General features: G+C 56.6%; 23 protein-coding genes. 12 read left to right on the forward strand and 11 right to left on the reverse strand.

The annotated features are described in order from the left end of the window. The first annotated feature begins 85 nt into the window (after positions 1–85). Positions 86–418: a zinc ribbon domain-containing protein gene (locus tag N909_RS0101920; RefSeq protein ID WP_029910556.1), complete on the forward strand. Its 333-nt coding sequence runs from the start codon at positions 86–88 to the stop codon at positions 416–418. Positions 419–529: 111 nt separating this feature from the next. On the opposite strand, the gene N909_RS0101925 is transcribed toward N909_RS0101920, so the two are convergent. From N909_RS0101925 to N909_RS0101950, 6 genes are all read right to left on the reverse strand, one after another. Beyond that, on the reverse strand, positions 530–1,135 hold the full coding sequence (locus N909_RS0101925; RefSeq protein ID WP_051689466.1) for an acetate uptake transporter: 606 nt from the start codon (positions 1,133–1,135) through the stop codon (positions 530–532). A gap of 366 nt (positions 1,136–1,501) precedes the next feature. After that, the gene (locus N909_RS0101930) at positions 1,502–2,005 is read right to left on the reverse strand and encodes a DUF4468 domain-containing protein (protein WP_029910563.1); all 504 of its coding nucleotides are present in this window, start codon (positions 2,003–2,005) and stop codon (positions 1,502–1,504) included. A 187-nt stretch (positions 2,006–2,192) separates the two neighbouring features. Next, complete coding sequence (locus tag N909_RS0101935) at positions 2,193–4,040, reverse strand: CobW family GTP-binding protein (RefSeq protein WP_029910565.1); 1,848 nt, start codon at positions 4,038–4,040, stop codon at positions 2,193–2,195. 120 nt (positions 4,041–4,160) lie between these two features. Then, on the reverse strand, positions 4,161–5,318 hold the full coding sequence (locus tag N909_RS0101940) for an MBL fold metallo-hydrolase (RefSeq protein ID WP_029910568.1): 1,158 nt from the start codon (positions 5,316–5,318) through the stop codon (positions 4,161–4,163). A gap of 19 nt (positions 5,319–5,337) precedes the next feature. Then, positions 5,338–6,750, reverse strand: a complete 1,413-nt coding sequence (locus N909_RS0101945; protein ID WP_029910569.1) for a hypothetical protein — start codon at positions 6,748–6,750, stop codon at positions 5,338–5,340. A gap of 61 nt (positions 6,751–6,811) precedes the next feature. Next, a complete protein-coding gene (locus tag N909_RS0101950) occupies positions 6,812–7,063 on the reverse strand; it encodes a hypothetical protein (RefSeq protein WP_029910571.1) in 252 nt (83 codons plus the stop codon). Between the two features lie 311 nt (positions 7,064–7,374). Here N909_RS0101950 and N909_RS0101955 point away from each other — a divergent pair, with 311 nt between their 5' ends. The 3 genes from N909_RS0101955 to N909_RS0101965 all read left to right on the forward strand — a co-directional run bounded on the left by N909_RS0101955 (position 7,375) and on the right by N909_RS0101965 (position 11,280). Further along, complete coding sequence (locus tag N909_RS0101955) at positions 7,375–8,055, forward strand: TIGR04211 family SH3 domain-containing protein (protein ID WP_029910572.1); 681 nt, start codon at positions 7,375–7,377, stop codon at positions 8,053–8,055. 372 nt (positions 8,056–8,427) lie between these two features. Next, a complete protein-coding gene (locus N909_RS0101960) occupies positions 8,428–9,792 on the forward strand; it encodes a HipA domain-containing protein (RefSeq protein WP_029910574.1) in 1,365 nt (454 codons plus the stop codon). A gap of 249 nt (positions 9,793–10,041) precedes the next feature. After that, positions 10,042–11,280 (forward strand): response regulator, encoded by a 1,239-nt coding sequence (locus N909_RS0101965; RefSeq protein ID WP_029910576.1) that lies wholly within the window; start codon positions 10,042–10,044, stop codon positions 11,278–11,280. A 36-nt stretch (positions 11,281–11,316) separates the two neighbouring features. Here the strand turns inward: N909_RS0101965 and N909_RS0101970 are convergent, their stop codons facing one another. The 5 genes from N909_RS0101970 to N909_RS0101990 are packed head-to-tail and all read right to left on the reverse strand — an operon-like array spanning position 11,317 to position 16,416. After that, entirely contained in the window at positions 11,317–12,522 is a 1,206-nt protein-coding gene (locus tag N909_RS0101970; RefSeq protein WP_029910578.1) for a hypothetical protein, read from the reverse strand. Continuing rightward, positions 12,519–13,196, reverse strand: a complete 678-nt coding sequence (locus N909_RS0101975) for an ABC transporter ATP-binding protein (protein WP_029910581.1) — start codon at positions 13,194–13,196, stop codon at positions 12,519–12,521. Before N909_RS0101975 ends, N909_RS0101970 begins: the two co-directional genes overlap by 4 nt. Positions 13,197–13,209: 13 nt before the next feature. After that, entirely contained in the window at positions 13,210–14,442 is a 1,233-nt protein-coding gene (locus N909_RS0101980) for an ABC transporter permease (RefSeq protein ID WP_029910584.1), read from the reverse strand. A gap of 1 nt (position 14,443) precedes the next feature. After that, on the reverse strand, positions 14,444–15,664 hold the full coding sequence (locus N909_RS0101985) for an ABC transporter permease (RefSeq protein WP_029910587.1): 1,221 nt from the start codon (positions 15,662–15,664) through the stop codon (positions 14,444–14,446). Beyond that, positions 15,664–16,416 carry an outer membrane lipoprotein-sorting protein gene (locus tag N909_RS0101990; RefSeq protein ID WP_029910591.1) on the reverse strand — a complete coding sequence of 251 codons (753 nt, stop codon included), beginning with the start codon at positions 16,414–16,416 and terminating at the stop codon, positions 15,664–15,666. Before N909_RS0101990 ends, N909_RS0101985 begins: the two co-directional genes overlap by 1 nt. Positions 16,417–16,606: 190 nt before the next feature. Here N909_RS0101990 and N909_RS0101995 point away from each other — a divergent pair, with 190 nt between their 5' ends. The 8 genes from N909_RS0101995 to N909_RS0102030 all read left to right on the forward strand — a co-directional run bounded on the left by N909_RS0101995 (position 16,607) and on the right by N909_RS0102030 (position 24,949). Continuing rightward, entirely contained in the window at positions 16,607–17,668 is a 1,062-nt protein-coding gene (locus tag N909_RS0101995) for a hypothetical protein (protein WP_029910593.1), read from the forward strand. After that, positions 17,616–18,842, forward strand: coding sequence for a vWA domain-containing protein (locus N909_RS0102000; protein ID WP_245613556.1), 1,227 nt, complete (start codon positions 17,616–17,618; stop codon positions 18,840–18,842). The genes N909_RS0101995 and N909_RS0102000 overlap by 53 nt, the downstream gene beginning before the upstream one ends. 72 nt (positions 18,843–18,914) lie before the next feature. Further along, a complete protein-coding gene (locus tag N909_RS0102005; protein ID WP_281174802.1) occupies positions 18,915–19,322 on the forward strand; it encodes a hypothetical protein in 408 nt (135 codons plus the stop codon). 150 nt (positions 19,323–19,472) lie between these two features. Beyond that, on the forward strand, positions 19,473–21,668 hold the full coding sequence (locus N909_RS0102010; protein WP_029910603.1) for an EAL domain-containing protein: 2,196 nt from the start codon (positions 19,473–19,475) through the stop codon (positions 21,666–21,668). Positions 21,669–21,783: 115 nt separating this feature from the next. Next, the gene (locus tag N909_RS0102015; RefSeq protein WP_029910606.1) at positions 21,784–22,299 is read left to right on the forward strand and encodes a peptidylprolyl isomerase; all 516 of its coding nucleotides are present in this window, start codon (positions 21,784–21,786) and stop codon (positions 22,297–22,299) included. Positions 22,300–22,449: 150 nt separating this feature from the next. Beyond that, positions 22,450–23,013 carry a manganese efflux pump MntP gene (locus N909_RS0102020; protein ID WP_029910609.1) on the forward strand — a complete coding sequence of 188 codons (564 nt, stop codon included), beginning with the start codon at positions 22,450–22,452 and terminating at the stop codon, positions 23,011–23,013. 17 nt (positions 23,014–23,030) lie between these two features. Further along, entirely contained in the window at positions 23,031–24,071 is a 1,041-nt protein-coding gene (locus tag N909_RS0102025; RefSeq protein WP_029910612.1) for an agmatine deiminase family protein, read from the forward strand. Then, complete coding sequence (locus N909_RS0102030) at positions 24,068–24,949, forward strand: carbon-nitrogen hydrolase (protein ID WP_029910615.1); 882 nt, start codon at positions 24,068–24,070, stop codon at positions 24,947–24,949. The genes N909_RS0102025 and N909_RS0102030 overlap by 4 nt, the downstream gene beginning before the upstream one ends.

Genomic DNA, 24,949 nt, shown 5'->3' on the forward strand with positions numbered 1-24,949 from the left:
TAACACAGCGCCGGCCGCCCCGAAGATGCCCCGGCGTGCCGTTCAATCAACTGCGCAGAATCGCTGCTGCGGAAAAGCTATCACCATGAAAAAATGCCCCTTTTGCGCCGAAGAGATCCAGGACGCCGCCATTAAATGCAAACATTGCGGCGAGTTCCTGGCGCAACGCTCTCCTCTCGCCACCCCAGCCGGAGAGGAAAAGCTGCCCTGGTATTTCAAGACCACCTTTATCGTTATCGCCCTGGCCAGTGTCGGCCCCCTGGCTTTGCCGCTGATCTGGCTGCGCCCGCGGCTGTCCCGGAGCTGGAAAATCGGCTTGACCATCGCCATTCTGCTGCTCAGCTGGTTGTTGTTTGAAATAACCCTGAAATCGATTCAGAGCCTGGAAGAGTATTATCGCCTGTTGGACAGTCTGTAGTTCATGACCACGCCCCAGCGCGAAAAACCCCTTTGGGCAACATGAATTCTTGCAAAAAAAAAGCGCCTGGGGAAAATCCAGGCGCTTTTTTCAATCTGACTGCCAAAAAACTCAGACCGGCATGACCGTACGTCCGTAGACCTCGTTAATGACCTGGGCCAGAGCCGCATAAATCGCTGCCCCCCCACAAATAATCCCTTCATAGCCGGCAATATGCTTGATGGTCTCACTTTCCAGCAGATCGCCCAGCGCCAGCAGGAAAAAGAGGATGGTCAAAGACGCAAAAACAAACTGCAGCGCGCGACCGAGCTTGAGGGTGCCGACAAACAGGACCGCAGTAAAGATGCCCCACATGGCCAGATAAAAGACCATGGCCAAAGGATCAGGCTGTTCGACCAGGCCAAATTTCGGCAGGACAATCAGCACCACCAGAGACAGCCAGAAAAACCCGTACGAGGTAAATGCGGTCGTGCCGAAGGTGTTCCCCTTTTTCCACTCCATCATACCGGCCAGCACCTGGGCCAAGCCGCCGTAGCAGATGCCCATGGCCAGAATCATTGAGTTGAGGGAGAAGATTCCGGCATTATGGAGATTCAGCAGAACGGTGGTCATGCCGAACCCCATCAGCCCCAGCGGCGCCGGATTGGCCGTGATATCCGCCAGATTGATCCGAGACGTCTGCAGATCGCTATCTGCATGATTCAACACATTGCTCATCATTTTACCTTCTTTTCAAAACAGAGATTAAAGAAACGGCTCCGTCAGCTACAAATTCATGCAATTGCAGTTCGATCCTGATAAAAGCCGAGAGAAAATAACAAGTGGGGTGTATCCGCAAGGGGAAATAGCAGTCTGCGGTTAAAATGAGAGCGAAGGATATAGATAAGCTGATTTTTTTGCAACCAAAGAAGCGCTTTTTTTCACAAAAATCTCATTTATTCGAGACGGCCGGCAAGCGACGAGCCACTGCCACTGCCAGCTGGTCTTTTAGGCACAGGGAGGCTTGCTGTTCGACTCAACGGAAAGCGCCAGGCGCCCTCTCCGGGAAGAGGGCGTTCTCAGCTGCGGACCTGCTGTCACAACTCAGCGGGGTGAGTGTTGCAGAAAGACGGTCAGGTCGCGATGCAACTTTAGCAACAGCGGTCTGATCGCGTCCATATCCCGGCGCGACCAGACCGGCGCGACCATGCCGTGGCTGAAGTCTGCCCCCCCGGAGGCAGGCGGCGAGGCCAGTTGCAGATCGCGGAACGACGTATTGATCAGGCCGGGTTGCGCTGTCACCTTCATAGAGAAGAGGACTTTCCAGTTTGACTTGGTGAGGCAGCTTAACCAGGAGCAGGGATAATCGAGCTGCCCGTTGCCGATCACCGTCCCTTCCTGAATATCTTCAAAGGCGATCGGGCCTTTTTCCGAAGTAAAGTTCTCTTCCATCCAATCCTTGGTCGCACCGAACAATTGAAGCTGGTTCTTCCCCTTGATGTCGGAGCTGGCTTGAATGGTTTTCTCAGAATCCGGGATGCGGGTCAACTCACCTGCGCAACCGCTCAGCAGGAGAATCATTAACACGAAAGGGAGGTATTTCAACATGCGCAACTCCTTGGGAGAAATTCGGTAAAATTCAAAAAAGCGGAATTATTTTAAGTATAACCTGCTCCCGCTGCGCTGTCGTCAAAGAAAATGTTACAAAAAAATCAACCCGGAAAAAATGGGGTTGCAGAGTTTCAACGGGGCGTAGCAGTCCGTCCTAAGGCAGTCCGTCCTAAGGCAGTCCGTCCTAAGGCGGTCCGTCCGCCGAGCTACATGCGTTCAGACCAGCGGCCACCCGGTCAATGTTTTTGCCGATCAGCACCACAAACCGTTCGCCGTTATCGGCGCCGACCAAAGGGGAAAGCGTCTGCTCGCCAGGGACATACTGGTACACTTGCGGCTCAGCGTCTTCAGCAAACTGGACAATCCCTTTGGCGCGCAACAGCTCCGCTGGAAAAGAAGCCGTTGCGGCCAAAAATCGCTGTTTCGAGGGGCATTGTTCAAACAGCACCAGAGCGCTCCCGATCTCATCATCCTGATGGGTTCTTCCGCAACCGGAGCGATGCTCCAAATCCTGCGGAAAATTCATCTGTCCGGCAAAATTGACGCCATACAGCAGCGCCGGAGAGAAGTCGCCATGGTCAGCCCGATGAAGGGCGGCAAAGGGGTTCAACTGCTGCAGGTAGCGCTCCAACTCGACAAGTTGCGGTGCGGCAAGCCGGGACGCTTTGTTGACCAGCAGGACATCGGCCAAGGCCACCTGGTCCCTTGCCACTTGGTAATCCCTGAACGGGGCAAGGTGTCGGGCAGCATCGACAACGGTTGTCACTGAACAGAACTCCAGCCGGTCGCTCAGTTCACAGACTTCGCTCAGAAAATTAGCCGGGTTGGCCAGTCCGGTTGTCTCGATCACCACAAAGTCCGGCTGATACCCGGCGAGGATCTCCCCCAACGCCAGTTTCAGATTGCCGGCCAGGGTGCAGCAGACACAGCCTTCATCCATATCCGTGACCGCATAATGCTGCCCCACCATTCTGCTGTCGAGCCCTCTGGCGCCGATTTCATTCTGAATAATGGCGACAAAAGCGTTGCGGCTGGCCTGGTATTCAATGAAATGGTTCAGGAAACTGGTCTTCCCGGCGCCGAGGAAACCGGTCAGGACCAGCAGTTTCGGCTTTTCACTGATCCCCATGGTGATCTTATCGATACTGAATCCGGCCCCTGGAACCTGGGCATTCCACCAGGGCTCGGCCGCATAAGCGGCGGGAAGCGGCGCCCCCTGGCACCACTGGAGCTCGGGCTGGTCATGGAACCCGGCTGCGGCCGCGGAAATTTTGTCCCCACCCCAGCCAAGCGTCAAAAACCATTCATGGCTCCCGGGCAGCAAGGATTCCGCATACGCGCCAGACTGACTGTAGACCGCTTTTTTGCCGGCCCGCTGCCAGCGCAGCAACTGCTCCGGTCCGCTCCGTAGACAGAAACTGAAGGATGCCGCCAGCACCCGAAAAAACTCCAGCGCGATCGTCCAGGTCGGCAGATCCTGATCCGCAGCGCCGGCAGCGACCACCTCCCGAGCCCCGCTTTGCCCGCACATCCGGATCCCGTCCGCGCTGATCAGCAGTTGCCGTTCGGCCGCCGCCAGCCCCAGGTTGATCTGCCCGGAACGCGGCTCAATCTCAAGCAGCACCCGGCCGATTCCAAACAGTTCCAGCAGCTGCGGATGGGCAGTAAATTCCCGGACCTGATCGAGAAAATCATCCTGCAGCGCGACCTGACAGGCAGCAATGGAAAAGGCTTCAAGCAATTCCTCCGCCGGATCCGGAAAATAGTAGAGGCCGAACGCCGCGTATCCCCGGGACTCATTACCAGACGCATGCTCCCGCGCCAACCCGAACACCCCGCTTCGGCCCGCAACCTTGGCGGTGAGGCCGCCGCTCGTCAAGGAGCACTGGCGGAGCCCGCGCCAGCCGAGCCGTTGCCTGACCCCGGGGATAAAATTGACCCGCATCAGCACCGCCCAAGGCAACTCTGCGGCAGTGCGTTCGGCATTTTCAAGCACGGCGGGCGGTAGCAACTGCTCTAGTTCAGCGTTCATCAGGGTCTCCCTGTCACGGGCTCCCCTTTGGGGAAGCCCGTAATTTATTGCGACCGCTTCAACCAGCATCCGACCCAATTCTGCCCCTGGCCGCCGGTTGCCGATCGACGCAAATATCCGCTAACCAAAAGTAATCACGTCACCATTGCCAAGATAGGCCTTATCTTTGGAACGATGCCGGGCGCTCCCTTCAACCACCGGATATCCGGCGGAAATGAACTTTTTAGCACAGAGCACCCCAGTGCAGTGATTGCAGCCGATGTGATCGAAGTTGTAATTACGCAGGGAGATCACCAGGTCGTCATATTTGGGGTCCCAGTCATCAAAGGGGGAAATATGCAGTCCGCCGTAAATGCCGTGGAAGCTGTCGTTTTCATATTTCACTTCTTTGTAAGCGGTTTCCGCAAACTGGATGATCCCCTGATGGCAGCAGCCCGTCACACTGACCAGCCCCTTGCCGGCCACGTTGAAATAGAGCGACTGCTCGCCATAGACCCGGCAGATGATCGGAATCGGGAACACATAGCTGGCCATTCCCGGGATATAGGGTGTCAATCCGTTCTTCACGGTCACAACCCGCCCTTGATGCCCTGAATCCTTGAGGTACTGCAGCCCTTCCGGATAAAAACCTTCCGGAATATAGATGGTGATTCCCGGGTTGTACTTCAGGGTAACCGGCAAGCCCCAGAAATGATCGAAATGCTCATGGGAGATAATCAAGGCTTCGATTGCCCCAGCAGCCAGCATTTTATCGATCCCTTCCCGTTTGAAACTCTGCTGGATCCAGTCATAGCTCCAACCGCTGTCGAGCAGGAACTTCCGCTGCCGGCCGGACATTTCCTCCACTTCGATCAGGGCGGCAAAGCCACCGGCATTTTCCGGGTGGACGCTGTTCTTCAGGCAGATCTCCCAGGCCTCTTCCACCCGGTGCGGCAGCAAGTGTTTGATCTGTTCGATCCCTGCGGCATAGCTGCCTTTGCCAAGTCCCTGGCCGTTACCGAACGGAGGCCAGTTGTAATCGTACTGGTTGACCAGCAAGCCGCCGGCCCCTTTGATATCCCCCATCAGCACAGCATTTTCAAACCAGCTGGTTTCACTGATATTGGTCACCTTGACCTTACGGCAGACCCCGATATCGGTCATTTTCCGGGCCACTTCCGGAAAATGCCGCTTCCGCGCTGGAGAATAGGAATAAAAGCCCATGGCGGCAAGCACCCCCAGGCCGACCCCGGTCGTTGCCCCTTTAATAAAATCGCGGCGTTTCATATTGTCGGACATACGCTCCTCCCCTGCGTCATTATTTGATCAGATCGATACTGGCGTAGAAAAATGGCAGTGCCCAGACCGTGACAAAGTAAAACACCACACCCATCACGGCCCCGGCCCCAAGCCCGATACCGAAACGGCGGTTGGGCCGGATCTCCTCAATCCGGGCCTGCCGGTCCGCCTGATCCGCGGCGATCTCGTCAGCCGTTTTGGGCACCATTCTCCAGCCGGGCCAGTTATCCATGAACCAGTGGTGGACCAGCATCAGATTGACCAGCCAGATGGTCGGAATCATGGGGAACTGCTGCGGATGGGAGAGCCCTTTCTGGGTCCCTAGGAACAGGTGCGACGTCCGATAATAGAAGATGTAGAGCAGGATGCTGGCGAGCAGCACCAGCGCGGTGCGAATCGCAATATTGACCGGCATGCTGAATTTGCGCGGCCAGTTGCCACAATAAAAATTGAGGAACAGGGCCGGAACCAGAACAAAAATTGCCATCTCTCCAACGTGCAGCCAGCGCCAGTCCGGGGCGAAGTCGCGGCGCGTCCCGCGAATCGCTTCACCGAAGGTCAGCTCCTGGACAAAATAGAAGAAAAAGTGCATGGCCAAAGCGATCAGAATGATCCCGAAGAACGTTGCCAAGCGCCGCCCCCAGTCATGGCGGATCAGATTGAAGGGATAGCGTTCCCAGATGGTTTCCACCAGCCAGACCACGACGGTACAGCACATGATCCAGCCGATATGGAAATTGCCCGAAACCGTATCAGCAAAACGCTCCCAATACGGCGGGGCAATCGAAGTGAAATACTGCCAGGGATCGGATAGAATGCCCATGTGGGGATGCATGGTTACAAAATAAATCAGGGTCGACAGAAAAAAGGTGACCATCAGGATGGAAAAGCCTTTGGCCGGTTGAGACAGTTTCTGCCAGGGGGCTTCCTCAAATGCGACCACCCAGGCCGGAGACAGCCAGGACGCGATGGCGGCAAACATGAGAATGGCCAGCGAAGCATACTCGACGGCAAAAAAGTCGGTAATCCCGGGGATCTTCTGCAGCTGTCCAGGGTTAAAATAGGCCAGTCCGAAATTCCCCAGGAAACCCTGGAAGAAAACCTTGACCAGCACCAGCAGGATAGCGACGGAAACAAGGGTCAGTACAGCCCCTTTGTAGAGCGGGTGTGCCCTCTCCAACCAGTCTCTTTTAAAAGGCCAGTAGTTGAAAATATAAACCATCCAGATCATCATGATCAGCCACCAGCGACAATACATATACCCGACATACGGGGTATACATGCGCAGGTAACCGCGTGGATCCTGGAAAATCCACCAACTGACATAAAAAACCGTCAGCAGCAGGACCAGGCTGACCAAAGCCGGGGCAGGTCCTCCCCAACGCTTGGTCAGCTTCCGCTCCTCCAGGAACCCTGCTCCATATCTTTCCATAGCTGCCTCCTTTTCGGGAAATCTCCCCTCCACCAAACAGATGTTGCAGGCCGGATAACGTTTATCGGGGTTGTCGTTTCAGGTCTCGACTGAGCAAGGCCAAGACCTCCTCTCTGTTATGTGGATCAAGCCCGCGCCGGCGGGCTTCAAAAATCAGCAGATCCTGAGGCAGATCAGCGAGCAGGACGGAAACGGGTTCTTGGGGTGGAGTGTCTCCGGAGGAGGAGCAGGATTCGAGGAATACGCGGATCGGACGCACTGAGCGGCGAATGAAGAGATGAAGAAAATCCTGGCGGGTCAACTTGTCAGCCATGTTATCCCCCGTCGTTCACTTTTACGTTATGAAGCCGGCCAGCAAAGTGAAAGCAGCAGTAACCAACAAACTAACAGTTTGGAGCCCTGAATATACCGATAACCACATCTATTGATTATTTAGTAGAAATATACCCGGTGTTTTATCGTTGTCAATTCTAAGCTATTCAACGATATTTTATTGGTGAATTATCAACAGCCGGTTTCCACGCAAGACCTGTCCGCAGCAGGAATGAACGCTTGAATTCACGGGCAGACCCTTGTAAGATTCGGGCTGATTATTCAAATGTTAAGAGAATCAGGGAGTTCAACATGACTTTATCGCTTCGCAGCGCCTTTATCAGCTTGTCTTTGTTGCTTATCGCAACTGCCGGCTTTGCCGAAACCCGCTATATTTCAGATGTTCTGGTGGTGACAGTCAGAAGCAACACGGGAAATAATTATCAGACCGTCGACAACCTGAAAACCGCCACCCCGGTCGAAGTTCTGAGCGAGGACCAGACCTATGTCAAGGTTCGTACCCCGGAAGGCAAAGAAGGCTATATCCTCAGACAGTATGTCACCAAGGAACTACCGAAAGCGGTCCAGATCGATCGGCTCGAAAAAGAGACCGCTGCCCTCAAGGAACAGCTGCAGCAACAACAACAGAGTAGTGCCGATAAACTGGCCAATGCCGACGCCAACCTGGCCAAGATTGCAGAGTTGCAAAAACAGCTGCAGGTTGCCAACGACAACCTTGACAAGGTCAAAAATGAGTACGACAGCCTGCTGCAGAATTCGCAGAACGTCGTCAGCCTGAGTACCGAGAACGAAGATCTGATTGAACAGAATAAACAACTCAACAATGAACTGGTGGTGCTCCGTGAGGAAAATCGGAATTTCCATCGTTCCAATATGATCCAGTGGTTCCTGGCCGGTGGCGGAGTCTTTTTCGGCGGCTGGATTATCGGCAAGATCTCACGCAAAAAGCAACGCGGGTTTTCCCGATTGTAAAAGCAGCCAACGACCAACCAAGGCCATCTTGACCGTGGCTTAGCACCGTTTTGCGGCAGTACGGTTGGTCCTTCGCCTGGATTTTTTAGTCATACCTGCTTCAGGACGGGAAGGGGCCTTCCCCTCCCCGTCCTGAAGCAGGCAAATCGACCAGCCATGCCATTCCGAGTCAGCCCCCAACTCGCCAATACCATTCAAAAATCAATTCATCGTTCTTCTTTTTTTTAAAAAAAACCTTGATATCAGATATTTATCAGGTATTAATTTATGCATTGATTTATTCAGTCCGGTTCGCAGTCACGAGATAAGCGGAGCCCGAGCACCCTTAACGGCGAGCGCATCTCTTCTGCCAAGACAGCAAAGGAGGCCTCCATGCGTGGCCAACACCGGGAGCAATTGCGCTCACTGCTGGGAACCCGGGTACATAACTCGCGTGAGCTGACCCAGTTGCTGAGTATCAGTCAACCGACCTTGTCACGCCTGATCAACGACATGGGACAGGAGCTGGTCAGTATGGGCAAAGGCCGGGCGACCTGCTACGGCCTGCCGCGTAAAATTCATGACCAGGACAGCCGTTTTCCGGTCTACCGCATCGATCCGCGCGGTGACGCTCACCACTTCGGCACCCTGCTGGCCCTGCAGGGCGGGCAATACTGGTGGGAAGATGCCAACGAAGCGGGGGAGCTGTTCCCTCACCTGCCCTGGTTTCTTCTCGATCTGCAGATGTCCGGTTTCGGGGCCAGGATCTTTGCCTATCGCCATAGCGACAGTCTCAACCTGCCGCGAAAAATCAGCGACTGGAACAGCTCCGACCGGCTGTTTGCCATCAGCCGTTGCGGAGAGGACCGTAGCGGCAACCTGATTATCGGCGAACAATCCCTGGCTCGGTACTTTGAACAAGCCCGCCACGAACCGCAACTCATCGATATCGGCACCAAGTCCTGGGTCTATCCGCAGCTGGCCCAACAGGCGCTGTCCGGGGAACTCAATGCCGCCCAGGTCGGCGGTGAACAGCCGAAGTTCACCATCTGCATCAATGATCAGGGGACTCCTTGCCAGACCCTGGTTAAATTTTCACCTGCCGTCGACAGCAACGAGGCCCGCCGTTATGCCGACCTGCTGGTTTGTGAACACCTGGCCCTGGAGACCATTCGCCTGGCCGGCCGCTCGGCCGCGCGCTCACGCCTGATCACCGCAGGTCACCAGGTCTTTCTTTGCTTGAAACGCTTCGACCGGCGCGGCGCCATCGGCCGGTTGCCGCTGGTCTCCCTGCGTGCCCTGCATGAAAAGCTGCAGACCCCCTGCGATACCTGGGTCGATGCCGCCACCCGCCTGCACCACCACAAATTGATCAGTGCCGGCGATGCGGAAAAGATCCTCTGGCTGGCCCTGTTCAGCGACCTGATCGGTAACAGCAACCAGCATTTTGCCAATATCTCCCTGATTCCACACCAACAGGATTCTTTTTTGCTGGCCCCGGCCTACGGCATCCGCCCCACTCTTTACGAACCCGTGGCCGGCGAATTACCGGCCAGCCTGTTCACTCCGCCCGCAGTCCGCAACGAAGCCTCTGCACAATTGTCCAGCGCCCTGGATGCGGCCATCCTATTCTGGAAAAGTGCTGCGGTTGATGAACGCATCTCAGGCAATTTCCGCCAGATCTGCTATGAAAATTGCGAGCTGCTCAAACTGCAAAAACGGGGGCCCCAGCTGATTATCCCCAACCAGAAAAATTAAGTATCTGTTAACTTTTCTTCCAATCTGTGCCATACTCAGTCTGTTTCAGCCGGTTGCCAGGCACCGCCGGAGCCTCCTTGGGCAGACGATAGCCATCACTTCGTGTCGTCTGCGCGGTTGTTTTCAACCAAGCCGGAAGCAACAGGTTTCGGGGGTGATTCCGATCCCCGGATAAAAGCACCAACCAGTTTGACTCAGCAGGGCGGTCCGGCAGCGCAGCAGGGTCCGCACTGAACAGGACGTTATGGCATGAACAGAGATTTTCCCAGTATTCTTTTTGTTGATCCCCACCCTTCAACCCGCGCCGCTCTCAACCAACTACTCCATGATGAACCCTGGCACTGCCGCTTCGTGTCCACCACAAAAGAGGCCCTTGCAACACTCGAGACTGCGGTCATCGATCTGGTCGTTGCCGAAGTCGGCCTGGACGATAATGACGGAATCCAGCTATTTCAAAGAATTCAGCATAATTATCCCCACATCATCCGGATTTTCCTGACCGCCGGCAACGATCAAGAGGAGGTCATCAGTGCCCTGACCCATGGCCAGGCGCAACAACTGATCCCGAAGCCCTGGATCGACCAGGAGTGCAAAGAAATTCTTCGCAGCGCCTTGCGCCAGGCCAAACAGCAGAAAAAGCACAGCTTGGAATTTCAGCGCCTGATCAATTCGATCCCATTGCTCCCGGCCCTACCCACCAGTTACGCCAATATCCGCTCCTGTATACAACAGGACGATGTCGACATCGACCAAATGGCTGAATATATCAGCCAGGACGTTGCCCTTGCGGCGACGGTCCTGCGTTGGGCCAATTCGGCACTGTTCGGTCAGCGGTTCCAGGTCGACAGCATAAAAAAAGCCATCATCGTCCTCGGCACGGATATTGTCGAAAGCCTGGTCCTGACGGAAGCGGTCAACCGAACCGTGGCCGGTAAGATTCCGCTTATCAAAGGCTTTGATTTCAAAAAATTCCAGAAACATTCCATGGCCTCCGCCAGTATCAGCAGGCTGCTGATCAGAACCCTTTTCCCCGTCGACAGTGTTCGCCAGGACCGTGCCTTTATTGCCGGGCTGCTGCACGATCTGGGAAAACTCGTCGCCGCGAGCTTTTACTCCCAACAGTTTGCCCGGGCCATCCAGCTGGCGCGAAAAAAAGCGCTCTCGCTGAGCGAAGCGGAACGTGAGATTTATCAGTCCGACCATACCGAGCTGGGCAGTTTTTTAGCGGAATGGTGGGCACTGCCCCCCTTCATTGTCAATGCGATCAAGTTCCATCATAATCCTCAGAGCACGCCCCTTGATCCGGATATCATCATTGCGGCCTATTCGGCCAACCTGCTCAGCTACCAGTTCGGGTACGGCTCCAACGGAGACACCCTGCCACGGGAGCTTCCTGAAAATTACCGGGGAAAATTTTTCCTGACCGATGAGTCTATCGAAATTCTGCGGGCGGGTACGGACAAGGTGATTCGTTCTCTGCTGAACTAATGCCGGGCGGGTTGAACACGGCAGGACAGAATACGCTTAAAAATACCAGCGCAGCAACATTGCGCCGCTGTTTCCCACTGCCCCGAATTCACTGCGCACCAGAGCTTGCCCGGTATCGCCAGAAATCCTGGTCCGGTCACCGATGCCCCAGCCCCAGAACAGGTCGAGCTGCAGGTTGTCGGCCAGGGACAGGGTCAGCTGGGGACGCAACAGCAGGGAATCATCATCGAGATTCCAAATCACCAGTCCGTTTAAGGTGACCAGAGGATGTAGATCGTAAGAGGGGCCAAACAACAGATAGTTCCGTCCGCTCAGGAAACTGAGCCCTTCCCGGTACGGCGCGGAGGCCTGAATCAACGGATATTCCTGCGGGCGGTCTCCGCCGCTGCCATTGCGCAGATATTCGGCCAGCAGCACCAGGCCGTTGTCAAACCGATACCAGCTTTCCAAAGCGGCAATGGTGAAGCTACCATACAGGTCTCCCCAGGGCTGCCCGACCGCGGTCCCGCGATAGCGGGCCAATTCCCCTTTCAGGCCGACGTTGCCGAGTTCACCGGCCAGCCCGATCCCGGCCATGGGCCGACCGCGTAACCTTCCCGCCAGCAGCAGCACATCCACCCCGGCAATATTCTCCCCGAAGGTCAGCAGATAGCTATTGTGACGACGCTCATCGCCCAGCACCAGGGTTCCGCCGAGTTGACCGGCCAGACCGAAATAGCGCACCCCCCGGAACGCATCAACCCCGGGCCGGACCTCGGCATCCAGTACATCAGGGGCAAAGGGGGCAATCACATCAAGGGGGGAAAACAGGCTGATCCGCCCAAAACCAATCGCCTGCCGGCCGAGGGTCCACTGTACTCCCAGCGCTTCGGTATGCAAATTGAGCCGATCCAGCTGCAACAGACCGCCGGAACGTTCCCCTTCCCCCCAGGATTTATCCAGATCGAAGCGCCGATTGGCGGGAGAACCCCCGCTGATCGAGAGCCCGCGGCGGTTCGACCACAGCTGTTGCTGATCGACCGCCAGTTCCAGCAGCACAGCGGCCGGCAAGGTTGCCTGCAGATCGAGCCGGGCATGTTCGACCAGCAAGCCGCCGTCCGTATCGGGTCCGGCATAATTTTCACTGTAGAGATTCAGATTTTTGATGGATCCGTTGAGACGGACAGTCTCCCTCCAGTCGCCGGCACTGGCCACCCCCCAGCTGCTCAGCAACAGCGAAAAACACAGCAGGCCGAGCTTCACTGCGCCGTCTCCAAATGACCGTCAACCAGCTTGATCAGCCGGCTGGCATGGGCCATCACCAGAGGGTCATGAGAACTGACGATAAAGGTCACCCCGGACTCCCGATTCAGACGTTCCATCAGGGCGAGCAACTCCTCACTGGTCTGGGAATCGATACTGGCCGTCGGCTCATCCGCCAGGATAACGGCTGGATCAGACGCCAGCGCCCGGGCAATGGCGACCCGTTGCTGCTGGCCGCCGGACAGATCAGAGGGCTTCCGGTCTTCCAGCCCGGCCAGTCCCAGCTCGGCAAACAGTTCCTCGACCCTACGCCGCCGGGAGACCTTGTCGAGCCCTTGCAGCATCAGGGTGAATTCGGCGTTTTCCGCAGCGGTCAAGACCGGGATCAGGTTATAGGCCTGGAACACGAAACCGATCTTATGCAGGCGCAGGGCGGCCAGCTCCTTGCGCGCGGCGTGCCCCACTTCCTGCCCCTGCAGCCGGATTTCACCGCTGGTCGGCTGATCCAGACAGCCAATCAGGTTGAGCAGGGTGGTTTTCCCGCTGCCGGACGGCCCGGCCAGAACACAGAACTCGCCGGCCTCGATCTGCAGGGTAAAATTGTTAACCGCAACCACCTGTTGGCTGCCGAGGGGGTAGATCTTGGTGACGTCCGTCAATTCGATCAACGCCATAGCCCCGCTCCTTTCAATGATGCCGCATAGCATCGACAGGATTGATCCGGCCTGCTTTGATGGCGGGATACAGGGCCGCACCGAGCGTCAGGAACAACAGATAAACAGCGACCTGGAACATCCATGTCAGATCCCACTGCGCGCGCAGCACCGGATCGAACACCACCCCGCCGAACTCCAGACTCTGGTCGATAAAACTGCGCATATCGATCCCGACATCCTGCAGATACCAGGTGGCCAGGGAACCGAGGATGCTGCCGAACAGCATCGAAATCACCCCCAACAGCAGTGCCTCGAACAAAACCAGTGTTCGCAGCCGCATGGCGCTGGCACCGACAGCTAGAATAATACCGAACTCGTGAAAACGCTCCATCACCGACATCAACAGGGTGTTGACCACCCCGATAGTGACAATCAGCAGCATGATCACAAAGATGAATTTCTGGCTGGCATAATCGAGGCGAATCGCATTGAACAGGTTGGGCATGGCCCGCTCCCAACTGACCGCTTCGAGGCCGGGGAATTGGCTGATCAGCGCCTGCAGACGGGGATAAACCGTTGCTTCGGCATCCGGATTGTTAAGGATGATGGCCAGTTCGTGAATTTCATGACCGATTCCGGCCAGGGCCGCAGCGCGCTCACGACCAACCAGCAGCAGGGTGCTGTCAACATTCTTGATGCCGGTCTCGACCACGCCATGGACCCGGAACATCTCGCTGACCAGATCACCGGAGCGATGCTGCAGGGTAACGACAAACTTGTTGCCGGGTTTCAGCTGCAGTTCTTTGAGGAGCCTGCTGCCCAGAATCGCTTCGCGGCCGTTCAGCGAGGTCAGCATTTGCGCGTCTGGCAGCTTTTTCAAAAAGGGATTGATGCGGCGCTCAACCCGGGGATCGATGCCGGTCAGCAGCACCCCGCGGCTTTCCCGGCTGGACTGGGCCAAAGCCGGCAGATACAGCCGCGGGAGCACCGCGGCCACCCCGTCAAAACCGGTGATGGTGTCCGCCAGGCTGTCAGGATCAAAGGAGAGTTTTTCATCCCGGGCGGCCAGATAGCCCTGCCGGTAAATGGTCAGATGGCCGCTGCCGGCCCGGACGCCGCTGTCGATCATAGTTCGATAGACACCGAAAGACAGGTTGTGGGCAGCCTCAATCAACATCAGGCTCAGGCTGAGCGCAGCCAGGGTGATCAGCGTCCGCCGCCGGTTGCGCCAGAGGTTTTTCCAGGCCAGAGCGAGCAATTCCATGTCACTCCTCACGGATGGCATCAACCGGCTGCATGCGGGCGGCGCGGTTGGCCGGCAAAAAACCGGCCAGCAGGGACACGGCCAGCAGGCAGGAAGCCGGGATCAGCACATTCGACCATTCCAGCACCGCCCCCAGGCGCGGCAAAATCGTTCCGCCGGCATAGGTGATCGGAGTCAGAGTTCCGGACAGATCAATCCCGACCCGGGCCATGTACAGACTCAGGCCCACGCCGCCAAGAATGCCGAAGGCCAGCCCGAACAAGCCCATGAAAAAGGTTTCCAGGAAAATCAGCAGACGGATCTGCCCGGGACGCATCCCAATGGCGAGTAACACCCCAAACTCCCTGGTCCGCTCCATGACCGACATGAAAAAGGTATTGAGAATCCCCAGCCCGGTGGCCAGATACAGGATCGTCACCACAATCAGCCGCGAGACATTGTAACTGGCCACCACCTCACGCATTTCCGGCAGCAGGTCCCCCCAGGTCAGAATTTCCAGGCCGGCGGGCAACAACGGTCGCAGCTGCGCCGCGCCGGCCGCAGCCGCCAGCGGATCATCGATGTGCAATGCGGTCTCATGAATCTGCCCGGGCAACACCATGACCCGCTGCAACCAGCCCAGGGGGACCAGGACCAGGGAATTGTCGTGCCCGTAGTCACCGGTGGCAAACACCCCGCTTACGGTCAGCAGGTCGTTACCGATGGAGCCGTCGGCGGCCTGGGTGACAAAAACCAGTTCATCCCCTGGCCTGACCCCGAGCCGACGGGCCAAGCCGACCCCGAGGACCGCCCCGGCCGAGCTGTCTGTAGCCAGGTAGCTTCCGGTAACCAAGTGGTTCTGCAGACTGGTCACCTGTTCTTCCAGGGCCGGGATCACCCCGAGCAGTTCGGCAGGCGCGCTGTTGCGGGCAAAGGAGAGCAGCCCGAAACCGCGCAGGCGCAAGGAATACCCGGTGATCGTCTCTTTGCGCTGCAGAACCTTCTCAACGGCTTCAGGCGTATAACTGCGGTACATGTCGCGGTCATCCTGATACCCTTTGGCGCTGATCACCAGGTGGCCGTAATACTGTTCGGTTGCCGAAGCCAGCATATCCCGCAGCATGCCGGAGAAAACTCCGAGGGCAAGGATCAACAGCGCAGAAGAAACGACCATGGCCGACAAGGTCAACAGGGTGCGACGACGATTCCGCCAGATGTTCCGCAACGCCAGCCGGGTCAGCATCAGCGCCGCTCCTTCAGGCGGCCCAGGGAAAAGAAGCTTTTTTCCAGACCAACATTGAACTGCAGGCGGCGATATTGCAGTACGGTTTTTTCCGCCGGTTTTTCCACCGGCAGGACGGTCATGCGCAACGGAACCCAGCGACCGTTCACCAGCTGGACATCGGCAAAAACAATCTGCCTGACCAGGAGGTCTTCTTCGTCGAAATAGTCGATCCGCTCGGGGACCAGGGTTTCGGGATTCAGTTGATAAATAATTTTCCCCCAGATGACCGCCGCGGTCGGCTTGGGCAGAGCTTCGATAACCCAGCTGGCGGCATTCTGTTCGAGCAGTCGAAAATCATAATCCTCATCGATTTTATTCGCTTTGACCAGATCGTCATTGGTGATATGACTGCCCATCCAGGCGCCGCCCATCATCGATGGCGGGACCCGGATCACCCGATCGACCTTGGGCAGATAGTTCCAGACTTCATTGTCGACCTTAAGGGTCGCGACCCCTTTTTCCTTGGCCGGGGCAACAATCCTGACCAGAAAACGCTCCCGGCCAAGGGACCACAGTTCCATGGTCAGATGTCGCTCCCAGTGACCGGTTTCCACCGTCATTTCGACCGTCGCAATGGAAGATTCTCCGGTATATTGCCTTTCAACCTGCTGGATCAGTTGGCGCAAATCGGGTTGTTCGGCCAGGGCGGGAACCGCCACGGCAGAGAAAAAGAACAGCACCACCAGCAGCAGACGTGATAAAGTAACCATGCCAGCGCCCCTTCACTGAAAAGCCAAGACTCACGACCTTTATATTATTGTCGATTCAACGGAAGAACGCAAAAAAACAAGGCATTTTTTACGTCATCCTGAGCCGGGGGAACAGATTTCTTGCACCGAAATTCCGCACGTGCTATCAATATCTGACCGCAAAGGTATTAAATTACAGATCAGGGCTGTCATGAATATCGAACAGATGAAAATCGTACTGCAGGAGATCCTCACCAAAACCAACCTTACCCCCTGTGTCGTCGGCCACCGCGGGGTTGGGAAGACCGCCGGGATCATTCAGGTCTGCCGGGACATTGAATTCGCTTATGTGCCATTACGCCTCGGCCAGATGGAAGTCGGCGACCTGGTCGGCATCCCCTATCGTGAAGAGACCACCATGCACTGGTCATGTCCAAGCTGGTGGCCCGCAGCGGATGGCGCCCCAACGGTCGTGCATTGCGACGAACTCAACCGCGCCCAGCAGGAAGATACCCTGCAGGCCATCTTCCAATTCGTCGAGCCCCCGACCGAAGGCCAACCGCGCGCGCTGCATACCCACCAACTGGCTCCTCAGCATCGCGTCGTCGTTGCCATCAATCCGCCTGACGGCAGCTACCAGGTGGCTCCCCTCGATCGCGCCCTGCTCGACCGCATGGTGGTCATTCAGGTTGAAACCGATGCCGAGTGCTGGTTACGACATGCCGCTAAGGAAGGTTTTGACAGCCAAGTCCGCCAATTCATTGCCGCCAACCAACAGTTGCTGGCCCTGGGCAGTACCTCTTTTGACATGCAGATCGAGCCATCCGAACGGGCCTGGGAAATGATCAGCGTCCTGCGCCAGCACTGCCGTTTCCCCCGCCACCTGGAGATGGAAGTTTACAGTGGGATCATCGGCCGGGAAGCCGCTGTCAGCTTTCTCCAGTGGTGCACTGAACAGCGGACCCGGCCACTAAGTGCGGAAGATATCCTGACCCGCTGGCCGGAGGTTGCCGGTCAGGCGGCAGCCCAACAGGACGACATTCAAGCCGCCACCATGAGCGCGCTGATCACCTGCCTGCAGAACGACGGCCGGCTGGCCACAGCGGCCCAGGACAACCTGGTCGCCTATATCGATATTCTGCCGCGCGACATGCGCTTCGGCCTGGTCAAAGCACTGTTACGGATCCCGCCCGTTGCCGAGATCTTGTGTCTGGATAAGTATGACAATTCAATTCTCGACACCATCCGCCAGATTAGCCAGGATGTCGCCTGATCCACTGCGGCCGCTGCAGGACGCCATCGTCCGGTTGCTGAAAAGCCGCCCCTTTTATGGCCAGTTTCTGCTCCAGTTCAAACGCCTGCCCTATGCTGGAAACAAAGCGGTCGCCGTCACCATCGCCGATGCCATTCCAACCCTGCTGGTCAATCCGCAGCGCTTTATGCTCTTTGCCCAGGCTGAGCAGGAAGCGCTCCTCGAACACCTGATCAAGCATACCCTGCACCTTCACCCCTGTCGCCGCAAAGAGCGCCGGGCCAGGATCTGGGATCTGGCCTGTGATCTGGCCATCAACCCGGGGATTGCCAACCTGCCCCGGGAAGCCGTGCAGCCGGCCCGGCTGCGCCTTCCGGAAGGACTGGCCGCTGAAGAATACTATGCCCGCCTGCTGCAGCTGCCGGAACTTGGCAGTTTGAGCGGCAGCGGAGACGACCAACGCCCGCCCCAGGATAGCGGTGAACAGAACCCGGCCGCTGAGCAACGGTTGGAGATTATCGACGATCACATCCCCTGGCAGGATGCCGACCGTACCCCGGTGGCGCTGTCGGAGCAGGTGGTTCGGCAGATGGTCAGCAAGGCCCGACAGGGCGATCGGGAGGAGAGCACGGGGGAACTGGCCACCCTGCTGGAACCGTTCCTTACTCCGCCCAGCATCCCCTGGCAGCAGGTTTTGCGTCAATTCGTCGGTACCGCCGGGCGGGTCGGGAAAAGCTCAACCTGGTCACGCAGCCATCGCCGTTTCGACCGCCACACCCCCGGCCTGCGTAAAAAACAATATCTGAACCTGGTCGTCGCCATCGATGTCAGCGATTCGACAGATACTCAGCTGCTGCGCGAAGCCTTTGCCAACGAGCTGCTTCGCATTGCCCGGGGGCGACAAAGCCGGATCACCGTGCTTTACGCCGGTAGCCGCATTCAAAAGGTCGCAGCTTTCAGCGGGCAACCTCTGGTGGTCGACACCTATCGGGGGGGCGGCTTCACCGACTTTCGTCCGGCTTTCGAATATGCGCAGCAGCTGCAACCACGACCAGCGGCAATGATTTACCTGACCGACGGCTTCGGCCCGGCCCCGGCCAGCTCCGATATCCCGACCCTGTGGGTGCTTTCGCCGGAAGGCCGCAAGCCGGTCCCCTGGGGATTGGAACTGAGACTGCAGAACCACTGCCGCTAACCACCTTGCGCAGCGGCAAAGCCGCAGCCAAGCACAGCTTGCCCCGAGAGAACCCGGAGAAAGGAGACAACAGTGACTGAACAGCATCCCCCCATGTCGGAAGAGAGTATCCGCGAATACTTGGCCCAACAAGGAGCCCGGGTCATGAGCCGTTCCGGGCGTAACGAGCATTACGGGTCGCCGCGGGATTTTTCTTTCGAGGTCAAAGCGGTCTTTGCCAACGGCCTGGGCCTGCACATTATTGCCCGGCAATATAATTATCGTGACCCTTGGGAAGCGGACGGCCGCATTAACGATCTGGTCGACCTGCTCCTGCTCCATAACGGCCGGGGTAGCGAATTGCCCAAAGGCTATGCCTATTTCCAGGGCAGCGACTGCGAAGAAGGGGTTGACTTTCAGCTGTTTACCGATATTGTCAAAACAGTTGAATCGATCAATCCCAAACTGTTTATTCTACAATCCATGACCGGTGATTTTTAAAGCGGGGGAAGAAATTGCCAGATCTCAAAATTAAATTTGACTAACTCCATTTCTGCCGGCATAATACATGAGGGAAATCCCATAAATATATAGTAATGATAAATATTTCGGTCAGATCAGTTCCTCCATGCTTTTTGAGGTTTTCTTTTAATGGAACTACGCAGAAATCCGGTTATCCTGACGATAGACGATGAAGAGAACATAAGAGCCAGCTTTCGCCTGTTTCTGGAGGATTTTGACTTTCAAGTTCTTGAAGCCGCCAACGGCCGGGAAGGGCTGGAGATATTTGCCCGCGAACAACCGGACTTGGTCCTGTGTGATCTGCGTATGCCGGAAATCGACGGGCTGGAAGTTCTCGAAGAGATCAAGAGAACTTCTCCCGACACCCCGGTGATTGTGGTTTCGGGAACCGGGGTCATCGGCGATGCCATTGAAGCCATTCATAAAGGGGCCTGGAATTACCTCCTGAAACCGATCCAGGATATGTCGGCGCTGCTCCATGCCATCAATCAGGCCATCGAACGGTCACGGCTGATCATCGAAAACCGGGCCTACCAGGAGCATCTGGAGGAAGAAGTCACCAAGCGTACCGAAGCCCTCCAGAAAGCGGTCCGCGACCTCAATAATTCACACTTGCGGCTGAAAAACAGCGAAGAAAAATACCGCCTGATTTTCGAAAACCTGCAGGATGTTTATCTGGAAATGGGCTTTGACGGGACCATCATCGAGATCAGCCCCTCCATCTCCAATATCTCCTCTTATAAACGCAGCGAAGTCCTCAACCAAAATGTGCTGATGATTTTTCCGGCCGAGCAGGATCGCGGCCTGTTGTTTGCCCAGTTGCAGGAAAAGGACCGCATCGTTGATTTTGAAATCAACCTGCAGGACAAAGACGGCCGGCTGATCCCCTGTTCTTTAAACGCCAGCTTCCAAAAGGGCCTGGACCAGAACAAAGACAAAATCTGCGCAACCCTGCGCGACGTAACTGAGCGCAAGCAGGCGGAGGAACGGATCGAGTATCTGGCCTATTATGACGCCCTGACCGATCTACCGAATCGCCGCCTGCTTCTCAACCGCCTGGAACAGAACATTTCCCTGGTCCGTCGCTTCGGTCATTATGGAGCCATGCTCTATCTGGACCTGGATCGTTTCAAGAATATCAACGACTCGCTGGGTCATCCGGTCGGCGATGCCCTGCTCAAAGAGGTCGCCTCCCGCTTGACGATGGATCTGCGCGCCGAGGACACAGTTTCCAGACTGGGCGGCGATGAATTCGTCATGCTGCTCTCCGACCTGGGCAGTGACGCCACCAACGCTGCTGCCGCGGCCCAGTATAAGGCCGAAGCCATCAAGTCCCGTCTGGCCCGAAAATATCAGATCGCCGGACATGAATTACATATCACTCCGAGTATCGGGGTGGCCATGTTTCCGTCCGCGGACAAAAACCAACTCGACCAGGAATCCGGTATCGATATCCTGCGCTATGCAGACACCGCAATGTACCGGGCCAAGGAAGAGGGCCGGGACATGATCCGCTTTTTCCTGCCCAGCATGCAGGCCGCGGCGGACAGTCGGCTGGCCATCGAAAAGGAACTTCGCTATGCCCTGGAAAGAAATCAGCTGAGCCTGTATTTTCAACCTCAGGTCAACAGCGCCGGGCAGATTGTCGGCGCCGAAACCCTGATCCGCTGGGAGCATCCGGACAAGGGCTTTATTTCGCCAGCCATTTTTATTCCGGTAGCAGAAGTGACCGGGCTGATTCTACCCATCGGGGAGTGGGTTCTCCGCAATGCCTGCCTGCAAATGCGCCGCTGGCAGGAGTGCGGATTTCCGATTCCCCATCTGGCTGTCAATGTCAGCCCGCGCCAGTTCCGGCAGCCCCATTTTATCAACCAGGTCAAAAATATTCTTGATGAGACTGGAGCCGATCCGACGATGCTCGGCCTGGAACTGACCGAGGGGATGGTGATCGATAATATCGTTGATACCATCGACAAAATGCAGGGGCTGAAAAAGCTTGGTATCGAGTTGTCCATAGACGATTTTGGAACCGGTTATTCCTCCCTGGCCTATCTCAAAAAAATGCCTTTGGATATCCTCAAGATCGATCAATCTTTTGTCCGGGATATCGAAAACGACATCAACGACGCCGCCATTGTCGACACCATTATCTCCATGGCTAAACACCTGGATCTGAAAGTTGTCGCCGAAGGGGTGGAAACCGAATACGAACTCAATTTCCTCCAGGAAAAAGGCTGCTCCATTTTCCAGGGCTATCTGTTCAGCAAGCCCTTGCCCAATGACCGCTTTACCAAACTTCTCGAAGCCGGCACCATTTTCCCCTGAAATCGTACTTGAAATTCATTTCTTGATCACGGCATTATGTAGCTCCTGAAAAGTTCGCCGCAGTTCGTTTCGAACCACGGTGTCAACCTGAGAATTTACATTTTCGAAAAGGAGTATGCCAATGAGCACTCAACCCGTGGTGAAAGTCCAGACCAACAAGGGAGAGATCGTCATTGAACTGAATGCCGAAAAAGCCCCGATCAGCACTGAAAACTTTCTAAAATATGCGCGTGACGGTTTTTATGAGCAGACAATCTTTCACCGCGTCATTCCCGGTTTCATGATCCAGGGGGGCGGGTTTACCGCAGAGATGGCGCAGAAAAAAACCGCCGGACAGATTAAAAACGAAGCCCACAACGGCCTGAAGAATACCCGTGGCTCCATTGCCATGGCCCGCACTCAGGTCGTTGACAGCGCCACCTGCCAGTTTTTCATCAACCTGGTCAATAACAGTTTCCTCGACCATCAGGGCACCGCTCCCAATCAATACGGTTACGCCGTTTTCGGCCAGGTCACGGCAGGAATGGAGGTGGTCGATGCCATTGCCCAGGTTCCCACCGGCACCCAGGGTTACCACCAGGATGTGCCAAAAGAGCCAGTCCTGATCGAAAGCGTTTCCATTGAGCAGTAACATCTCTGCCGGGTTGTTCAGGGCTGCAGCACGCAGCCCTTTGCTTATTGCCGCCGCGGAGCGCATTACCAACGTCAGACAGCGCCGGTTTATTTTCTCACCGGGACCACTATACCTGGCCCATCTTACTCGATAAAATAAGTAGAAACTATGGACATTCTAACCCTGATCGGAATCGCCGTGGCCTTGGCCATGGACGCTTTTGCCGTGGCCTTGGCCGCCGGCCTGAGCCTGCCCAAACTGACCGGCCGGCACCTGTTTCGATTCGCTTTTCATTTCGGCCTGTTTCAGGCTCTGATGCCGATTCTGGGCTGGGCTGCGGGAATCAGCCTGCGCCGGCAGATTGAAACCTTTGATCACTGGCTGGCCTTTATTCTGCTGTTCCTGATCGGCGCAAAAATGCTCCGCGATTCCTGGCAAAAAGAAGAGGAGACAGAACCGGGAGATCCGACCCGGGGCCTGTCCCTGGTCATGCTATCCATTGCCACCAGTATCGACGCGCTGGCCGTCGGCCTCAGCCTGGCCGTGCTCGGAGTCGAGATCTGGACACCGTCCCTGGTCATCGGTTTCACCGCCTGCCTGCTGACCCTCTGCGGCATGCTGTTGGGAAGACGTTTGGGCAGCAGTTGGGGACCACGAGTGGAACGCCTGGGTGGCGCGCTGCTGATCGTCATCGGGCTGAAGATTTTAATCGAACATACATTGTTAAAATGACAAAAGGCAGCTCATTCATGGAAAAGACCCCTTATCAAATCCGTCGGCTTCCGGCCGAATGGGAAGAGCAAGATGCCGTGCTGCTGGCCTGGCCGCACCGAAATTCAGACTGGTGCGACCTGCTGGCCGAGGTGCAGCAGACCTACCTGGAATTGACTCGGCAGCTGACCAGGGTCAGCAAGGTCATCATCGCCACTCCGGAACCGAAGGCTGTTGAAAAAGTGCTGCGAGAACATGGCGTCGCCATGAACGCGGTCATGATTTTTGCAGTTGCTACCGATGACACCTGGGCCAGGGATTTCGGCCCGATCACGGTTTACGCCGGGGAGCAGCCACTATTACTCGATTTCGGCTTCAACGGTTGGGGATTGAAATTTGCCGCCGCGGCCGACAACCAGATCACCCGTAACCTGCATCAGGCCGGCTGTTTCGGGCAGACCGCACTGGAAACCATCGGTCTGATTCTGGAAGGGGGCAGTATCGAAAGCGATGGCAACGGCACCCTGCTGACCACCAGTGACTGCCTGCTCAACCCTAACCGCAACCCTCACCTGGGGCGGGAGCAACTCGCCGAACAGCTCACCGAACTATTCGGCACAGATCATCTCCTTTGGCTCGACCACGGCTGGCTGGCAGGTGACGACACCGATTCCCATATCGATACCCTGGCCCGGCTCTGCCCGGATGACAGCATTGTCTATGTTCGCTGTGACGATCCGGCGGATGAACATTTCCCGGCCCTGCAAAGGATGCAAGAACAGTTGCACAGCTTCACCACCAGAGCGGGGAAACCTTACCGACTCCTGCCCCTGCCCTGGCCGTCTGCCTGTTTCGATGACGGCGAGAGGCTGCCGGCAACCTATGCCAATTTCCTGGTGATCAATCAGCTGGTGCTGGTGCCGACCTATGCCGATAAGGCGGACAGCGAAGCCCTCGCGGTTATCGCCCAGGCTTTCCCCGGCTACGAAATCGTCGGCATTGATTGCCGCCCTCTGATCAGGCAACATGGCTCCCTGCACTGCATTACCATGCAGATCCCGAAAGGAGTTCTGAAATGAGAACCTTGCCCATCGGCCTCGTTCAGCACAGCTGCCAGGAAGACCGTCAGGCCAACATCGACAAAAGCCTCCAGGGAATTCGTCAGGCAGCAGCACAGGGCGCCCGGCTGGTTATTTTGCAGGAACTGCATTGCGGTCCCTATTTCTGTCAGACCGAAGATCCCGCGCTGTGCAATCTGGCAGAACCCATTCCCGGTCCGGCCACCGAGCAGTTCGGAGCGCTGGCCAAAGAGCTGAACCTGGTTCTGGTGCTCTCCCTGTTCGAAAAAAGAGCGGCCGGGGTCTATCACAACACCGCGGTGGTGTTAGAAAACGACGGCAGCATTGCCGGGAAATATCGCAAGATGCACATCCCGGACGATCCGGGCTACTACGAAAAATTCTATTTTACTCCCGGCGACCTCGGTTTCAACCCGATCCAGACCTCCCTCGGCAGGCTCGGGGTATTGGTCTGCTGGGATCAGTGGTATCCTGAAGCAGCCCGCCTGATGGCCCTGGCCGGAGCGGAAATCCTCATCTATCCGACGGCCATCGGTTTCGATCCGGCCGATTCCCAAGCAGAGCAACAGCGCCAGCGGGACGCCTGGATCACGATTCAGCGCAGCCACGCGGTTGCCAATGGGATCCCCGTGGTTGCGGTCAACCGGGTCGGTTTTGAAGCCGACCCCAGCGGCCAGACTGCCGGGGCCCGTTTTTGGGGTCACAGTTTCGTGGCCGGTGGACAAGGGGAAATCCTACTGCAGGCCGGTGATCAGGAAGACGTCCTGACCCTGGAACTCGATCTGGACCGAAGCGAACAGATCCGCCGGATCTGGCCGTTTTTGCGCGATCGCCGAATCGATGCCTATCAGGACATTTTGAAAAGAGTGCGGGATTAA

This window comes from Pelobacter seleniigenes DSM 18267 (genome assembly GCF_000711225.1).
In the GTDB taxonomy this organism is placed as follows: Bacteria; Desulfobacterota; Desulfuromonadia; order Desulfuromonadales; family Geopsychrobacteraceae; genus Seleniibacterium; species Seleniibacterium seleniigenes.

What these genes read in the sequence shown, in the direction of transcription:
- N909_RS0101920 (WP_029910556.1), top strand. Translation starts at nt 86, where the DNA reads ATGAAAAAATGCCCCTTTTGCGCCGAAGAGATCCAGGACGCCGCCATT.
- N909_RS0102025 (WP_029910612.1), top strand. Translation starts at nt 23,031, where the DNA reads ATGGAAAAGACCCCTTATCAAATCCGTCGGCTTCCGGCCGAATGGGAA.
- N909_RS0101950 (WP_029910571.1), bottom strand. Translation starts at nt 7,063, where the DNA reads ATGGCTGACAAGTTGACCCGCCAGGATTTTCTTCATCTCTTCATTCGC.
- N909_RS0101940 (WP_029910568.1), bottom strand. Translation starts at nt 5,318, where the DNA reads ATGTCCGACAATATGAAACGCCGCGATTTTATTAAAGGGGCAACGACC.
- N909_RS0102010 (WP_029910603.1), top strand. Translation starts at nt 19,473, where the DNA reads ATGGAACTACGCAGAAATCCGGTTATCCTGACGATAGACGATGAAGAG.
- N909_RS0101965 (WP_029910576.1), top strand. Translation starts at nt 10,042, where the DNA reads ATGAACAGAGATTTTCCCAGTATTCTTTTTGTTGATCCCCACCCTTCA.
- N909_RS0101980 (WP_029910584.1), bottom strand. Translation starts at nt 14,442, where the DNA reads ATGGAATTGCTCGCTCTGGCCTGGAAAAACCTCTGGCGCAACCGGCGG.
- N909_RS0101935 (WP_029910565.1), bottom strand. Translation starts at nt 4,040, where the DNA reads ATGAACGCTGAACTAGAGCAGTTGCTACCGCCCGCCGTGCTTGAAAAT.
- N909_RS0101945 (WP_029910569.1), bottom strand. Translation starts at nt 6,750, where the DNA reads ATGGAAAGATATGGAGCAGGGTTCCTGGAGGAGCGGAAGCTGACCAAG.
- N909_RS0101985 (WP_029910587.1), bottom strand. Translation starts at nt 15,664, where the DNA reads ATGCTGACCCGGCTGGCGTTGCGGAACATCTGGCGGAATCGTCGTCGC.
- N909_RS0101925 (WP_051689466.1), bottom strand. Translation starts at nt 1,135, where the DNA reads ATGAGCAATGTGTTGAATCATGCAGATAGCGATCTGCAGACGTCTCGG.
- N909_RS0101930 (WP_029910563.1), bottom strand. Translation starts at nt 2,005, where the DNA reads ATGTTGAAATACCTCCCTTTCGTGTTAATGATTCTCCTGCTGAGCGGT.
- N909_RS0101960 (WP_029910574.1), top strand. Translation starts at nt 8,428, where the DNA reads ATGCGTGGCCAACACCGGGAGCAATTGCGCTCACTGCTGGGAACCCGG.
- N909_RS0101990 (WP_029910591.1), bottom strand. Translation starts at nt 16,416, where the DNA reads ATGGTTACTTTATCACGTCTGCTGCTGGTGGTGCTGTTCTTTTTCTCT.
- N909_RS0101975 (WP_029910581.1), bottom strand. Translation starts at nt 13,196, where the DNA reads ATGGCGTTGATCGAATTGACGGACGTCACCAAGATCTACCCCCTCGGC.
- N909_RS0102000 (WP_245613556.1), top strand. Translation starts at nt 17,616, where the DNA reads ATGACAATTCAATTCTCGACACCATCCGCCAGATTAGCCAGGATGTCG.
- N909_RS0101995 (WP_029910593.1), top strand. Translation starts at nt 16,607, where the DNA reads ATGAATATCGAACAGATGAAAATCGTACTGCAGGAGATCCTCACCAAA.
- N909_RS0101955 (WP_029910572.1), top strand. Translation starts at nt 7,375, where the DNA reads ATGACTTTATCGCTTCGCAGCGCCTTTATCAGCTTGTCTTTGTTGCTT.
- N909_RS0102015 (WP_029910606.1), top strand. Translation starts at nt 21,784, where the DNA reads ATGCCAATGAGCACTCAACCCGTGGTGAAAGTCCAGACCAACAAGGGA.
- N909_RS0102030 (WP_029910615.1), top strand. Translation starts at nt 24,068, where the DNA reads ATGAGAACCTTGCCCATCGGCCTCGTTCAGCACAGCTGCCAGGAAGAC.
- N909_RS0102020 (WP_029910609.1), top strand. Translation starts at nt 22,450, where the DNA reads ATGGACATTCTAACCCTGATCGGAATCGCCGTGGCCTTGGCCATGGAC.